This window comes from Mesorhizobium sp. M1217 (assembly GCF_040318275.1).
Classification (GTDB): Bacteria; Pseudomonadota; Alphaproteobacteria; order Rhizobiales; family Rhizobiaceae; genus Mesorhizobium.
The window spans coordinates 34,397-49,779 of record NZ_JAMYMA010000027.1 but is presented as its reverse complement, the minus strand read 5'-3'; the positions used below and the strand labels follow the sequence as shown (position 1 = coordinate 49,779).

Below are 15,383 nucleotides of genomic sequence, written 5' to 3'. Positions count from 1 at the left end.
CTTTTGATATGTATATACATAATAACTCCCGATTGAAACGGAAAAGATGATGGCTGGAGAGAGCAAAAACCGGGCAGGGGAGCTTCGCCTCTGGCGCAATGCGCGCCTCGCGACCATGGCCGATAGCAGCGCCGGGTTAGGCGTCGTCGAGCACGGCGCCATCGCGGTGCGCAGCGGCCGGATCGTCTATGCCGGGCCGGAAGCCGACATGCCGGCAGCGCTCCGCCCCAGAGCACTTGGCAAAGACGCCGAGGCGACCGACTGCGAAGGCCGCTGGATCACCCCTGGCTTGATCGACTGCCACACCCATCTGGTCCATGCCGGCAACCGTGCCAATGAATTCGAGATGCGGCTGGCCGGCGCCACCTATGAGGAGGTCGCCAAGGCCGGCGGCGGTATCGTTTCCTCGGTCAAGGCTCTGCGCGCCGCGAGCGAGGACGAGCTGGTCGCCCAGTCGCTGCCACGCCTCGACGCGCTGATCGCCGAAGGCGTCACCACCATCGAGATCAAGTCGGGCTACGGTCTCGACCTCGAAAACGAGAAGAAATCGCTGCGCGCCGCGCGACGGCTGGGCGGTGGGCGGCCGGTGACGGTCAGAACCACTTTCCTCGGCGCTCATGCGCTGCCGCCCGAAGCAAAAGGCGACAAGGACGCCTTTATCGATCTTGTCGCCAACGAGATTTTGCCGGCCGTCGCTGCCGACGGGCTTGCCGATGCCGTCGACGGTTTTTGCGAGGGCATTGCCTTTTGGCCCGAGCAGATCGCACGCGTGTTCGATGCGGCCAAGGCGGCGGGCCTGCCGGTCAAGCTTCATGCGGACCAGCTGTCCAATCTGCACGGCGCGGAACTTGCGGCGCGCTATGGTGCGCTATCGGCCGACCACCTCGAATACGCCGACGAGGCAGGTGCGGTGGCAATGGCGAAGGCAGGAACCGTGGCGACCATCTTGCCCGGCGCCTACTACTTTATCCGCGAGACCAAGAAGCCGCCGATCGCCCTGTTTCGCCAGCATGGCGTCAGGATGGCCGTTGCCACCGATAACAATCCGGGCACCTCGCCGCTGACCTCGCTGCTGCTGACCATGAACATGGCGGCGACATTGTTCGGCCTGACCGTCGATGAATGCCTTGCCGGCGTTACGCGCGAGGCTGCCCGCGCGCTCGGGCTGCTTGGACAGACCGGCACGCTGGAAGCCGGAAAATCCGCCGATCTGGCGATCTGGGACGTCGAGCGCCCGGCCGAACTCATCTACCGCATGGGCTTCAATCCGCTGCATGCCCGCATCTGGAGGGGACAATGACCGAACTCAAGCTAAGGCCAGGCAATGCCACGCTGGCCGATTGGCGCGCCATCTATCGCGGCGCCGCACTGAGGCTCGACGATGCCTGCCGGTCGAAGATCAAGGCCAGCGCCGAGGCCGTCGCCAGGATCGTTGCCAAGGGCGAGCCGGTCTATGGCATCAACACCGGCTTCGGCAAGCTGGCCAGCGTGCGCATCCCCGCCGCCGACCTCGAGACGCTGCAGCGAAACATCGTGCTGTCACATGCCGCCGGCGTCGGCGAGCCGATGCCGGTGGCAATTTGCCGGCTGATGATGGCGCTGAAGCTGGCCAGCCTGGCCCAGGGCGCCTCCGGCGTGCGGCCGCAGACGATCGAGCTGCTCGAGGCGATGCTGGCCAACGACGTTATTCCCGTGGTGCCGGCGCAAGGCTCGGTTGGAGCTTCCGGCGACCTCGCGCCGCTGTCGCACATGACCGCGGTGATGATCGGCGTCGGCGAATGTTTTACCCCGCATGGTCGCTTTCCCGCCAAGGTCGCCTTCGTTTCGCACGGCCTGGAGCCGGTGACATTGGGCGCCAAGGAAGGCCTGGCGCTGCTCAACGGCACCCAGTTTTCGACCGCCTATACGCTGGCAGCTTTGTTCGAGGCGGAAGTGCTCTACCAGTCGGCACTGGTCGCCGGCGCGCTGTCGACCGATGCCGCCAAGGGCTCCGACGCGCCCTTCGATCCACGCATCCATCTGCTCAGGAAACATCGCGGCCAGATCGAGACGGCCGAGGCGTTGCGTAATTTGATGGCCGGCAGCGCCATCCGTGAATCGCACCGCGTCGGCGACGAGCGCGTGCAGGACCCATACTGCCTGCGCTGCCAGCCGCAGGTGATGGGCGCAGCACTCAGCGTGCTGCGTCAGGCCGCCGATACGCTCGGCACCGAGGCCAATGGCGTCACCGACAATCCGCTGATCTTTGCCGAGGACGACACAGCGCTTTCTGGCGGAAATTTCCACGCCGAGCCGGTGGCCTTCGCCGCCGACATGATCGCGCTCGCCGTCTGCGAGATCGGCTCGCTGTCGGAACGGCGCATCGCCATGCTGGTCGACCCGGCGCTGTCGGGCATGCCGGCCTTTCTGACGCCCAAGCCGGGTCTGAATTCCGGTTTCATGATCCCGCAAGTGACAGCCGCGGCGCTCGTCTCGGAAAACAAACAAAAAGCGTATCCGGCCAGCGTCGATTCGATCCCGACCTCGGCCAACCAGGAAGACCACGTCTCGATGGCGGCACATGGCGCGCGCCGGCTCATCGGCATGGTCGAGAATGCGACGGCCGTCATCGGCATCGAATTGCTGGCCGCGGCGCAAGGCTGCGATTTCCATGCCCCGCTGGCCTCGAGCGCGGCACTGGAGGCGGTGCGCCGGCTGGTCAGGGCAGAGGTGCCGCATCTCGACAACGACCGGCACTTCCATCCCGACATGGAGAAGGCCATCGCCATGGTACGCAGCGGCGCGGCGGTGGAAGCGGCAAGCGCGGTAAAGCTGCCGGGAGTGACGTCGTGAGACTGTACGCCGCCACAGGTCGGACGTTGGCGAAACCCTCGACGCCAGCTGATCTCCCCCCAAGTGGGGGAGATGTCCGGCAGGACAGGGGGCGGCGCTGTCCCGCCAACCTCAGCCCGGCAATACCGAAATTTTCAAAGTCAGAAACAAAAAACCCGCCTCGAGGGCGGGTCGTCGGTGACAATCATCACCATACCCATATTAGTAGCATAGCTGCCGGCACAAAGCAAGAACAAAATACGACACGGCCGGCAAAAAGCGAGGTCGGTGTTCACGGACAATTGCAAGGTCGCGTTCTGCCGCGCCCCCCTCTGCCCTGCCGGGCATCTCCCCCACGAGTGGGGAGATTGGCCGTTACACTGGCTTTCGCCAATCTCCAACGTTGCAGGACTGAGCGAGGCGCCGCAGCTGCCAATCTCCCCTCTTGTGGGGGAGATGCCCGGCAGGGCAGAGGGGGGCGCCGTAGAGCTCCAACGCGCGGAGACTTCTCATGACTTGGCTCACCGTCACCCGAGGCACGGCACCCCTGCTGGTTTCGATCCCGCATACCGGCATCGATCTGGCCGGCCTCGACAACCGACTTATCTCGCCCTGGCTCGGCCGCCGTGACGCCGACTGGTGGATCGACAAGCTTTATGATTTCGCCGAGAGCCTTGGCGCGACGGTGGTGCATACGGCGATCTCGCGCACCGTCATCGACGTCAACCGCGATCCGTCTGGCGTTTCGCTCTATCCCGGCCAGACGACGACTGGGCTCTGCCCGACCGAGACCTTCGACGGCGATCCGCTCTACCGCGAAGGCGAGGAGCCGGGGCCGTCTGAGATCGACGAACGCCGCGAAAAATTCTTCGTGCCCTATCATGCCGCGTTGCAGGCCGAGATCGACAGGCTGCGCGCTTTGCACGGGAAGATCGTCGTCTATGACTGCCACTCGATCCGTTCGGTGCTGCCGCGCCTGTTCGAAGGCAAATTGCCGGTCTTCAATCTCGGCACCAATGACGGCAAGAGCGCCGATCCGGCGTTGCAGGAGAAAGTCACGCAGATTGTCGCAGAAACCGGCGAGAGCTTTGTCGTCAACGGCCGCTTCAAGGGCGGCTGGATCACGCGTCATTTCGGCCAGCCGCAAGCCGGCGTCCACGCGCTGCAGATGGAGCTCTCCAACCGTGGCTATCTGCGCGAGCCCGAAGGCAAGGGCGAACCGGATAACTGGCCGGTGCCTTACGACGCCGAATTCGCGGCGCCGATCCGCGTCACGCTGAGAAAGATCCTGGAAACCGCGATCGCCTGGGCCGAACGCTGACGCGCGGTGCACCTCACTCGAAAGGGACAATCATGACCGATCCTCGCCACAATATCCGTGAAGTGCGCAGCCCGCGCGGCAGCGAGCTCAACGCCCGCACCTGGCTGACGGAAGCGCCGTTGCGCATGCTGATGAACAATCTCGACCCGGACGTTGCCGAAAATCCCAACGAACTGGTCGTCTATGGCGGCATCGGCCGGGCGGCGCGCACCTGGAACGATTTCGACCGCATCGTTGCCTCGCTGAAGACGCTTGGCGACGACGAGACACTGTTGGTGCAATCCGGCAAGCCGGTCGGCGTGTTCCGCACCCATGCCGATGCGCCGCGCGTGCTGATCGCCAATTCGAACCTCGTGCCGCACTGGGCGACATGGGAGAAGTTCAACGAGCTCGATAGAAAAGGCCTTATGATGTACGGCCAGATGACGGCCGGCTCATGGATCTACATCGGCACGCAAGGCATCGTGCAGGGCACCTACGAGACCTTCGTCGAGGCAGGCCGTCAGCACTATGGCGGCAATCTCAAAGGCAAATGGATCCTGACCGGCGGCCTCGGCGGCATGGGCGGTGCCCAGCCGCTCGCAGCAGTCATGGCCGGCGCCTGCTGCCTGGCGGTCGAATGCGATCCCGACCGCATCGATTTCCGGCTGCGCACCCGTTATGTCGACGAGCGCGCCGACACCCTCGACGAGGCGCTGGAGAAGATCGAGCGCTGGACCAAAGCCGGTGAGGCGAAATCGGTCGGCCTGGTCGGCAACACCGCCGACATCGTGCCGGAACTGGTGCGGCGCGGCGTACGCCCCGACATCGTCACCGACCAGACCTCGGCGCATGATCCGCTCAACGGCTATCTGCCCAAGGGCTGGTCGCTGGCCGAATGGCGCGAGAAGCGCACCAGCGACCCGAAGGCGGTCGAAAAGGCTGCCCGCGCGTCGATGCGCGAGCATGTCGAGGCGATGGTGGCGTTCTGGAACGCCGGCGTGCCGACGCTCGACTACGGCAACAACATCCGCCAGGTGGCGAAGGAGGAGGGGTTTGAGAATGCCTTTGCCTTCCCGGGTTTCGTGCCGGCTTATATCCGTCCGCTGTTTTGCCGCGGCATCGGCCCGTTCCGCTGGGCAGCACTTTCCGGCGATCCCGAGGATATCTACAGAACCGACGCCAAGGTGCGCGAGCTGACTCCTGGTAACACCCATCTGCACAACTGGCTCGACATGGCGCGTGAGCGCATCGCCTTCCAAGGGTTGCCGGCCCGCATCTGCTGGGTTGGCCTTGGCGACCGCCACCGGCTCGGCCTCGCCTTCAACGAGATGGTCGCCAGCGGCGAACTGAAGGCACCGGTGGTCATCGGCCGCGACCACCTCGATTCCGGCTCGGTCGCCTCGCCGAACCGCGAGACGGAGGCGATGAAGGACGGCTCCGATGCCGTCTCCGACTGGCCGCTGCTCAACGCCTTGCTCAACACCGCGTCCGGTGCCACCTGGGTGTCGCTGCACCATGGCGGCGGCGTCGGCATGGGCTTTTCGCAGCATGCCGGCATGGTTATCGTCGCCGACGGCACGCGTGAGGCGGCCAAGCGCCTTGAGCGGGTTCTGTGGAACGATCCGGCGACGGGCGTCATGCGTCACGCCGACGCCGGCTACGACATCGCGATCGAGTGCGCCAGGGAGAACCAGCTCAACCTGCCCGGCATATTGGGCTGAGCCGCGCCTTGCGCATCCTTCGGGCCTCGGAATACCGGTCGATGCCGTGGAAGAACGGCGGCGGCGTGACGACGGAGATTGCCGTCTCGCCGGCAGGTGCTGGGCTCGACGATTTCGACTGGCGCGTCTCGATGGCGCTGGTCGAGGGCGGCGGCCCGTTTTCCGGCTTTCCCGGCGTCGACCGGACTTTGGCCTTGCTGGAAGGCGAGGGCATGGTCCTCGATATCGCCGGCCGGCCGCCGGTCGAAATCACCAAGGCTTCCGCACCGCTTGCCTTTCCGGCCGACGTGCCAACGCAAGCGACGCTGATCGCCGGTCCGATCACCGACCTCAACGTCATGATCCGCCGGACCCGGGCGATCCACCAGGTCGAGCGCCTGTTGATTTCGGCTCCGACGAAAATCCGGTTTGGAGCCGATGAAACACTCATCCTGTCCCTCGACGGCGAGCTTAGGGTGGCCGGCGCCGCGCCCGTGCAACTGGGGCCGCTCGATGCGCTGTTGCTCGGGCCGCAAGCGCCGGAACTGCGCCTTGATCCCGTCCGGCCGGCGATGCTGTTCGTGATCCGCATCGATCGCATTGCCGGCAACGATTAACGCCTGTTTCCAAACATGATCGAGACGCCGGTCAAATATTGCGTAAGCTGGTCCCTGCATCACGAAAAAGCCTGAATCTTCCGCCGATCAGAAGCCGAAACGATGCTCGGAGGCGCTCGCCTGGAAGTTGTCGAAAGACGACACCTTGTCGTGGTGCGGAAACAAACATTCGGCCAAGTGTTGCGATGCAACCAATTGCATTTGGACCGGTTTTAGGGACATTGCCGTGGCGGTGACGCCGCACTGCGTCCCCAACACGGAACCTTAGATGAATATCCAGACCAATCTCGCACAGATCGAAAAGACGAGCGCCAGCTTCCCGGCTGTCACCGACGAGCCGATACGCTCCCATTTCCTGACGGAAGATCGGCTGCGCGCGTTGGGCGCAGCCCTTGCCAATGGCGATGCCAAGGATTTGTTCGGGCTGACGCCTTTCGATTTTCAGGCGCGCATCCGCGACAGCGCCAGGAAGATTCTCGATGTCTACCGTTCCACCAACGCTGCCCAGGCGAGGGGCGAAACGATCACGCCCGCGGCACAGTGGCTGCTCGACAACAACTACCTGGTCGAGGAGACCATTTTCCAGGTCAAGCGCGACCTGCCGCGCCGCTTCTATCGCCAGTTGCCGACGCTGAAACTGTCCGACGGATCCAGCGTGCCGCGCGCGTTGGCGGTCGCATGGACCTATGTCGCGCATTCCGACAGTTCCGTCTCGTCGGCCATGTTCAAGGCGATCGTCGAAGGCTTCCAGTCCGTCGAGCCGCTGAAGATCGGCGAACTATGGGCGCTGCCGTCGCTGCTGCGCTTTGTCCTGATCGAGAATCTTCGCCGGATCGCGGTGCGCGTCAATCGCACGCGGGAGTTGCGCCAGATCGCCAACGAGGTCGCCGACCGTGTGCTGGCGACGGACGACAGCGCCGACCGGCAGACGATACTTTCCGGCTACAGCGCCCATGCGCAGGACACCACCTTCGCAACCCAGTTGCTCTACCGGCTGCGCGACGGCTCGCAAAATGCCGGCAGGGCGCTGGAATGGCTGGAGGGCGAGCTGGAAAGGACGGGCTCCGACGCCGAGGAAATCATCCTCAGCGAGCACCGCACGCTGTCCAGCGGCAATGTGACCACCGGCAACATCATCCGCGGCCTGCGCCTCATCAATGACATCGACTGGACGGTGTGGTTCGAGGGCGTCAGCCGCATCGACACTTTGCTGCGCGAGCGCACCGATTTCGCGGCGCTCGATTTCTTTTCGCGCGACCAATACCGGACTGCGATCGAGGAACTGGCACGCCGTTCCGATCTTTCCGAATTTCGCGTTGCCGAACGGGCGATTGAACTCGCCGGCCATGCTGCCGATGCGCCGGGCTCCGAAACCGGTCCGATCGCTCACACCGACGTCGGCTTCTTTCTGGTCGGTCCGCGCCGGATGGAACTGGAGCGGTCGATCGGCTACCGGCCTACCATCGGCAAGACGATCAACCGGACGTTCCGCAAGACCGGATGGCTGGGCATCGTCGTGCCGGTGTTTGCGCTGACGGTCCTGCTTCTGGTCGTCTCCGGCAATGCGCTCGCCAATCTCGGCCTGTCAGTGCCGTCGATCGTCCTGATGCTGGCCCTGTTCGCGGTGCCGGCCAGCGAAGGCGCGCTCGCATTCTTCAACACCGTCGTCTCGCTGTTTTTGAAGCCGACGCGTCTCATCGGCTATGATTTCAGGCATGGTGTACCGCCCGAGGCACGGACGCTGGTGGTGGTGCCGTCGCTGATCGGCTCGCGCGACGACGTTGAGGAGAACATCCGCAACATCGAAGTGCATCACCTCGCCAACACGGCGGGCGAGATCCATTTCGCGCTGCTTTCCGACTGGCCGGACTCGAAGACCGAGATCGATACGGCGGATGTCGAAATCCTCGAATTCGCCCGCGCCGAAATCGCCCGACTGAACGCCCGCTATCCCTCGGATGGCGCGCCGCGCTTTTATCTGCTGCATCGGCGCCGGCTCTACAACGCCTCGCAAGGCGTCTGGATGGGCTGGGAGCGCAAGCGCGGCAAGCTGCACGAATTGAACCTCTTGCTGCGCGGCGACAGCGACACCACCTTCCTGCCGTTGGAAGTGCCCTTGCCGGAGAGCGTCGTCCACGTCATGACGCTGGACGCCGACACCCGCACAACCCGCGACGCCGTCGCTGCGCTGGCCGGCAAGCTTTGCCACCCGCTCAACCGTCCGCATTTCGACGCGGCCCGGCGCGAGGTCACGGCCGGCTATTCCATCCTGCAGCCGCGCATCACCGCGTCGCTGACCAGCGGCGACGAGGCGTCGTTCTTCCAGCGTGTCTTTTCCGCCAATCGCGGGCTCGATCCGTACGTCTTTGCCGTGTCGGACCTCTACCAGGACATCTTCGGCGACGGTTCCTTCACCGGCAAGGGTCTCTACCATGTCGATGCCTTCGAGGCGGCGCTGAAGGGCCGTATCGAGGAAAACACCATCCTCAGCCACGACCTGCTCGAAGGCGCGCTGGCGCGATCGGCCTTGGTCACTGACGTCGAACTGGTCGAGGACTATCCGACCCGCTATTCGGTCGACGCATCGCGCCACCATCGCTGGGCACGCGGCGACTGGCAGCTTCTGGGCTTCATCCTCGGCCCGCGCTCAAACGTGCCGGCGCTGTCGCGTTGGAAGATGGTGGACAATCTGCGCCGCTCGGTGACGCCGATCTTCTGGGTGATGGCCGCGATCGCCGGCTGGACGCTGCTGCCATTCACGCAGGCGGCGCAATGGCAGGCGCTGCTGATCCTCACGCTGTTCATGGCGCCCACTTTCGACATCGTCAACGCCATCCTGCCGAAGAGCGGCGACCAGACGCCGCGCGGCCATTTCTCGGCATTGGCGCGCGACGTTGCCTTCGGTACCGCCTTGGTGGCGCTGAAGATCGTGCTGATGGCGCATCTTGCCTGGATGATGGGCGACGCGACCATCCGCACGCTCTACCGCCTGTTCGTCAGCCGCCAGAACCTGCTCGAATGGCGCACCGCCTCGCAGGCACACAAGGGCGGCGACAACGATCTCGGCTCCTATTACAGCATCATGTACGGCGCGGTGATCATCGGCGTCGTCGGCCTCGCTGTGCCGGTGCTGGCCGATTCCACCGGCGCCTTCGTCGCCTTCTTCTTTGCCTTGTTCTGGATCGGCTCGCCCGCCATCGCCTGCTGGATCAGCCGTTCGGCCGAAACCGAGGATCGCCTGCGCATATCGGCCGCCGATATCCACGCGCTGCGCACCGTGGCGCGGCGAACGTGGCACTATTTCGAGACCTTCGTGACGGCCGAGCATCACCATCTGCCGCCGGACAATTTCCAGGAAAGCCCGGCCCCCGTGGTGGCGCCCCGCACCTCGCCGACCAATATCGGCGTCTACCTGCTGTCCGTGATTTCGGCACGCGATTTCGGCTGGATCAGCCTCTCCGACGCCGTCAACCGCATCGACGCGACCATGTCGACCATCGAGAGCATGCCGCGCGATCGCGGCCATCTCTTCAACTGGTACGACACCACGACGTTGAAGCCGCTCTATCCGCTGTACATTTCTGCCGTCGACAGCGGCAATCTCGCCGGCCATCTGGTGGCCGTGGCCGCTGCCTGCGCCGAATGGGCGGAAGCGCCGTCGGTGCATGTGCAGGGCGACTTCGAAGGCATCCTCGACACCGTCACCATCCTCGACGAAAGCCTTGAGGAGTTGCCCGACGACCGCCGTCAATTGCGGCCCTTGCGCCAGCGGCTCGCCGACCGTCTCGACGGCATGCGGCGGGCGGTGGAATTGATCAAGGCGCAGCCGGAGATGGCGTCGATCCGTACTATCAACCTGGCCGTCCTGGCCGGCGAGATACGCAAGCTCGCGACTGCCATCCACACCGAGGCCGCATCGACCCAGAGCGACACCATCGCCGATTGGGCGGCCAGGCTCGAAGCCACCTGCGAGGCGCATGTCCACGACGCGCACAGCGACGAAAACGCCGTCGCGGCATTGCGGGCCAAGCTTCTGACCTTGCGCGAGCGCACGCGCCGTTTCGCCTTCGAGATGGATTTCTCGTTCCTGATGCGGCCCGAACGCAAGCTCTTGTCGATCGGTTACCGGGTCGAAGAGCATCAGCTCGACGAAAGCTGCTACGACCTTTTGGCCTCCGAAGCGCGGCTGACCAGCCTGTTCGCCATCGCCAAGGGCGATTTGCCGACCGAGCACTGGTTCCGGCTCGGCCGGCCGATCGTCGAGATCGGCTTCCAGGGCGCGCTGATGTCCTGGTCCGGCTCGATGTTCGAGTATCTGATGCCGCCGTTGGTGATGAAGGAGCCGCAAGGCAGCATTCTCAACCAGACCAGCAAGCTCATCATCAAGCGCCAGATCCAGTATGGCCGGTCGAAGAACGTTCCCTGGGGGATTTCGGAAGCGGCCTACAACGCCCGCGACCGCGAACTGACCTATCAGTACACCAATTTCGGCGTGCCCGGGCTCGGGCTGAAGCGCGGCCTTGGCCAAAACACGGTGATCGCGCCCTACGCGACCGTGCTGGCAGCGCAGTTCACGCCGCATGAATCCGTGCAGAACTTGGCCAGGCTGAGGCGGCTGGGCGCACTGGGCCGGCATGGCTTTTACGACGCGGTGGATTTCACGCCGCAACGCGTCCCCGAGGGTACCGACCACGCCGTCGTGCTGAACTACATGGCCCACCACTCGGGCATGTCGATCGCCGCCGTTGCCGATGCGATCTTCGAAGGGCGCCTGCGCGACCGCTTCCACAGCGATCCGGTGATCGAGTCGGCCGAATTGCTCTTGCAGGAAAGGGCGCCGCGCGACATCCCGACGGCGACCGTCAGGACCGAGGCCGACGAGCGCTCCAAGGACGAGACCGAACTCGAGAGCCCGGATACGCGTATCGTGCTCGATCCGCTCAGGGCGCTGCGCTCGACCAGTGTCATGTCCAACGGCCGCTACTCGGTCATGGCCACCGCCACCGGCTCGGGCTACAGCCGCTGGGGCGAACTTGCCGTCACGCGCTGGCAGCCGGATCCGACCGAGGACCGCCTTGGTTCCTACATTTTCCTGCGCGACGCCAGCAATGGCGACTGGTGGTCGGCCACCGCCGAGCCGAAGCGCGCCGCCGACGAGCGTGTGCAGACGCTGTTTTCCGACGACAAGGCGAGCTTCGTCAAATCGATTGGGTCGCTGCGTTCGGAGGTCGAGTGCATCGTCATCTCGGAAGGCAATGGCGAGGGCCGGCGAGTAACGCTCTACAATGACGGCGCCGCCGACCGGCACATCGAAGTGACTTCGTATGCCGAACTGGTGCTGGGCTCCGAGCCGTCGGACAATGCGCATCCGGCCTTTTCGAAGATGTTCGTGGAAACTGAGATCGCGCCGAACAACGGCGCGATCTTCGCCACCAGGCGCAAGCGCGAAAAGGACGAGCCCGATGTCACCATGGTGCATTTCGTCACCGATCCGTCTGGATCGGCGCGGGATGCCGAGGCGGAAACCGACAGGCGCGCCTTCATCGGCCGCGGCCGCACCATCACGGACGCGGCTGCCTTTGATCCCGGCGCCAAGCTTGGCGGCCATTCCGGCTTCACCCTGGATCCGATCGCCTCGCTTCGCCGGCAGGTGCGCGTGCCGGCCAACAAGAAGATTTCGCTGACGTTCTGGACCGTCGTCGGCGCCGATCGCGCCGAATTGGATGCCGCTATCGCACGGCTCGACCATCCCGAAAGCTTCTCCCGCCAGGCGATGCTCGCCTGGACGCGCTCGCAGGTGCAGACCCGTCACCTCGGCCTCAGCCTGTCCGACGCCGCCAATGTGCAGAAGCTGGCGCGCTACCTGATCTATCCCGATCCGTTCCTGCGCCTGCCCGGCGAATCCATCGCCTCCGGGCTCGGCAGGCAGTCCAGCCTGTGGCCGACCAGCATATCCGGCGATTTTCCGATTTTCCTGGTCAGGATCGCCGATGTCGCCGATCTGGAGATCGTCGCCCAGGCGCTTCGCTTCCAGGAATACATGCGCGCCCGCGGCATGATGATCGATTTTGTTGTCGTCAACGAGCAGGCTTCGTCATACGTGCAGGACTTGCAGCGCGCGGTCGAGACGCTGTGCGAAAACAGCCGGTTGCGCGGCAAGGAGCTTGGACCCCGCCAGCACATCTTCGCGGTGCGCCGCGATCTGATGGAGGAAACGACCTACAGGACTTTGCTCGCCGTCGCCCGGGTGGTGCTGCATACGCGTAACGGCACCATCTTCGACCAGATCGAGCGCGCCGAGGCCGCGGCACTGCAGGCGCGAGACGCCGCCCTCCAGCCGGCAGACCTTGCAGCGCTTCGCGAGCCGTCCTTGCCGGTGCCGACGGCGCAAGCGTTTGCCGCCCAGGCACTGGTCGAGGCCCGCGTCGACGGCAGCGGGCTCGACCAATGGAACGGTTTCGGCGGCTTCGACGGCGGCGGACGCCACTACGTCGTGCGTCTTGCCGGCCGGCGCACGACGCCGCAACCGTGGATCAACGTCATCTCCAACCCATCGTTCGGTTTCCACATATCGGCTGAAGGCGCTGCCTTCACCTGGAGCCGCAACAGCCGCGACTATCAGTTGACGCCATGGTCGAACGATCCGGTCACCAACCGGCCGGGCGAGGCTATCTATATCTACGATCATGCCAGTGGCAAAGCGTTCTCGCCGCTGGCTGCCGTGGTGCGTGACCCGACAATGACCTACGAAACCTGGCACGGGCAGGGTTTTTCGACGTTCCGTTCAAAGCGCGGGCCGCTGTCGATGGACCTGACCCATGTCGTCGATCCCGTCGATCCGGTGAAGATATCGCGGCTGCGCATCCAGAATTCGGGTTCGGCGCCGATGCGGCTACGCGTCTACGCCTATGCCGAATGGGTTCTTGGCGGCCATCGTTCGCGCACCGCGGCAAGCATCGTTCCGTCCCGGGATGCCGCGACCGGCGCTCTGCTGGCGCAAAATCCCTATGGGCTCGATTTTGGCGAACGGATCGCCTTTCTGGCCGCCGACGGTGCGGTGCATTCGGTCACCGCCGACCGCGGCGAATTCATCGGCAGGCTGGGCTCCAGCGAGTTTCCGCATGCCGTGCTGAGCGGCGCCGGCCTGTCGGGCCGTGTCGAGGCCGGCGACGATCCCTGCGCGGCCATCGCACGCGACATCGACATCGCTGCCGGTGGCGACGTCACGCTGCTCTGGCTGCTCGGCGACGCGGCCTCGCCCGAGGAGGCCAGCGCGCTGGTGCAGACCCATCGCTCCAGGGATTTCGATCAGCGGCTGGCCGACAACGAGCGCACATGGCGCGGCTTTCTTGACACCATCCAGGTCGAGACGCCGGACAAGGCACTCGACGCCATGGTCAATCACTGGCTGCCCTATCAGAGCCTGGCCTGCCGCATCCGTGCCCGCTCTGCGTTCTATCAGGCAAGCGGTGCCTTCGGCTTCCGCGATCAGCTGCAGGACACCTTGGCCTTGCTGGCGCATGACCCCAAGTTGGCGCGTGACCAGATCCTCAATGCGGCGCGGCGGCAATTTCCCGAAGGCGACGTGCAGCATTGGTGGCTGCCGCGCACAGAGGCAGGCGTTCGCACCATGATCTCGGACGACGTGGTCTGGCTGGCCCACGCCACGGCGCGTTACCTGCTGGTGACGGGCGATACCGCGATCCTGAAGGAGCAATTGCCCTTCATCGAGGGGCAGGCGCTGGGCGAAGGCGAGCACGATGCTTTCTTCATCCCGGAAATCTCGAAGAAGACAGCCTCGCTCTATGACCATTGCGCGCGGGCGCTCGATCTTGCCGTCAAGCGCAGCAGCCCAGCCGGGCTGCCGCTGATCCTCGGCGGCGACTGGAACGACGGCATGAACCGCGTCGGCGAGCACGGCAAGGGCGAGAGCGTGTGGCTGGGCTGGTTCCTGCTGAAGACGCTGGGCGACTTTGCCGCTGTCGCCAAGGCGCAGAGCGATGCCAAGCGCGCGCAGGCCTGGACAAAGCACGCCGAGATGCTGAAGCGGGCGCTGGAAAGCACCGCCTGGGATGGCGAGTGGTATCGGCGCGGCAGCTTCGACGACGGCACGCCGCTCGGCTCGCGCAAATCGGACGAGTGCAAGATCGACTCGATCGCCCAGTCCTGGAGCGTGCTTTCGGGCGAGGGCGACCCGGCGCGGTCGACGACGGCAATGGGGCAGGCGCTGAAAACGCTCGTCGACGACGAGCTCAAGATCGTCAAGCTGTTCACCCCGCCGTTCTCGAGGACGGAAAAGGACCCGGGCTACATCAAGAGCTATCCGCCGGGGGTCCGTGAAAACGGCGGCCAATACACCCACGCGGCGACATGGTTCGTCATTGCGCTCGCCGAGATGGGTCGCACCGACGATGCCTACCGTTGCCTTTCGATGCTCAATCCAGTCAACCATGCACTCGATGAAGCCGCGGCAGAGCGCTACCGGGTGGAACCCTACGTCGTCGCGGCCGACGTTTATTCCGGGCAGGACAAGGGCGGCCGCGGCGGCTGGACCTGGTATACCGGGTCGGCGGGCTGGCTTTATCGCGCGGCGGTCGAGAGCATTCTCGGCATCGAGCGTCGCGGACAGCGCATTCAATTCACGCCGAGACTTCCCAGCCATTGGGACGGTTATTCGGCGACCCTGAAGATGCTGGGCGCCGAGATCAAGGTACGCGTCGTCCGCGACAAAAAGGCTCGGGCCATCTCACTTGAAGTGAATGGCACGAAGACCAAATCTTCGTCCTTCGAGCCAAAAGCCGGAGACAACGCCGAGGTGATCGTCAGAATACCGGCCTAGATTCAAGGGCTTGGAGCGTCCCTTGCGCTTCCCCAGGGAACGCACGGGCACTCCAAGTGCCTCTACCGGTTATATTTGCGTTTGACCTTGCTGAATGCCTGCACACGACTTTA

6 protein-coding genes are annotated in these 15,383 nt (G+C 64.7%); all 6 read left to right on the top strand.

Features of this window, described 5'->3' with window-relative positions:
• Positions 1 to 49: 49 nt before the first annotated feature.
• Positions 50 to 1,300, top strand: coding sequence for an imidazolonepropionase (gene hutI, locus NKH37_RS31165; protein ID WP_353005555.1), 1,251 nt, complete (start codon positions 50 to 52; stop codon positions 1,298 to 1,300).
• Positions 1,297 to 2,832 carry a histidine ammonia-lyase gene (hutH, locus tag NKH37_RS31160; protein ID WP_353005554.1) on the top strand — a complete coding sequence of 512 codons (1,536 nt, stop codon included), beginning with the start codon at positions 1,297 to 1,299 and terminating at the stop codon, positions 2,830 to 2,832. The genes hutI and hutH overlap by 4 nt, the downstream gene beginning before the upstream one ends.
• Before the next feature lie 490 nt (positions 2,833 to 3,322).
• Positions 3,323 to 4,132 carry an N-formylglutamate deformylase gene (gene hutG, locus NKH37_RS31155; RefSeq protein WP_352481267.1) on the top strand — a complete coding sequence of 270 codons (810 nt, stop codon included), beginning with the start codon at positions 3,323 to 3,325 and terminating at the stop codon, positions 4,130 to 4,132.
• Between the two features lie 32 nt (positions 4,133 to 4,164).
• Complete coding sequence (gene hutU / locus NKH37_RS31150) at positions 4,165 to 5,835, top strand: urocanate hydratase (RefSeq protein WP_352791652.1); 1,671 nt, start codon at positions 4,165 to 4,167, stop codon at positions 5,833 to 5,835.
• An 8-nt stretch (positions 5,836 to 5,843) separates the two neighbouring features.
• Positions 5,844 to 6,431 (top strand): HutD/Ves family protein, encoded by a 588-nt coding sequence (locus NKH37_RS31145; RefSeq protein WP_352640025.1) that lies wholly within the window; start codon positions 5,844 to 5,846, stop codon positions 6,429 to 6,431.
• 268 nt (positions 6,432 to 6,699) lie between these two features.
• Positions 6,700 to 15,270, top strand: a complete 8,571-nt coding sequence (locus NKH37_RS31140; protein WP_353005553.1) for a glycoside hydrolase family 94 protein — start codon at positions 6,700 to 6,702, stop codon at positions 15,268 to 15,270.
• Positions 15,271 to 15,383: the final 113 nt, after the last annotated feature.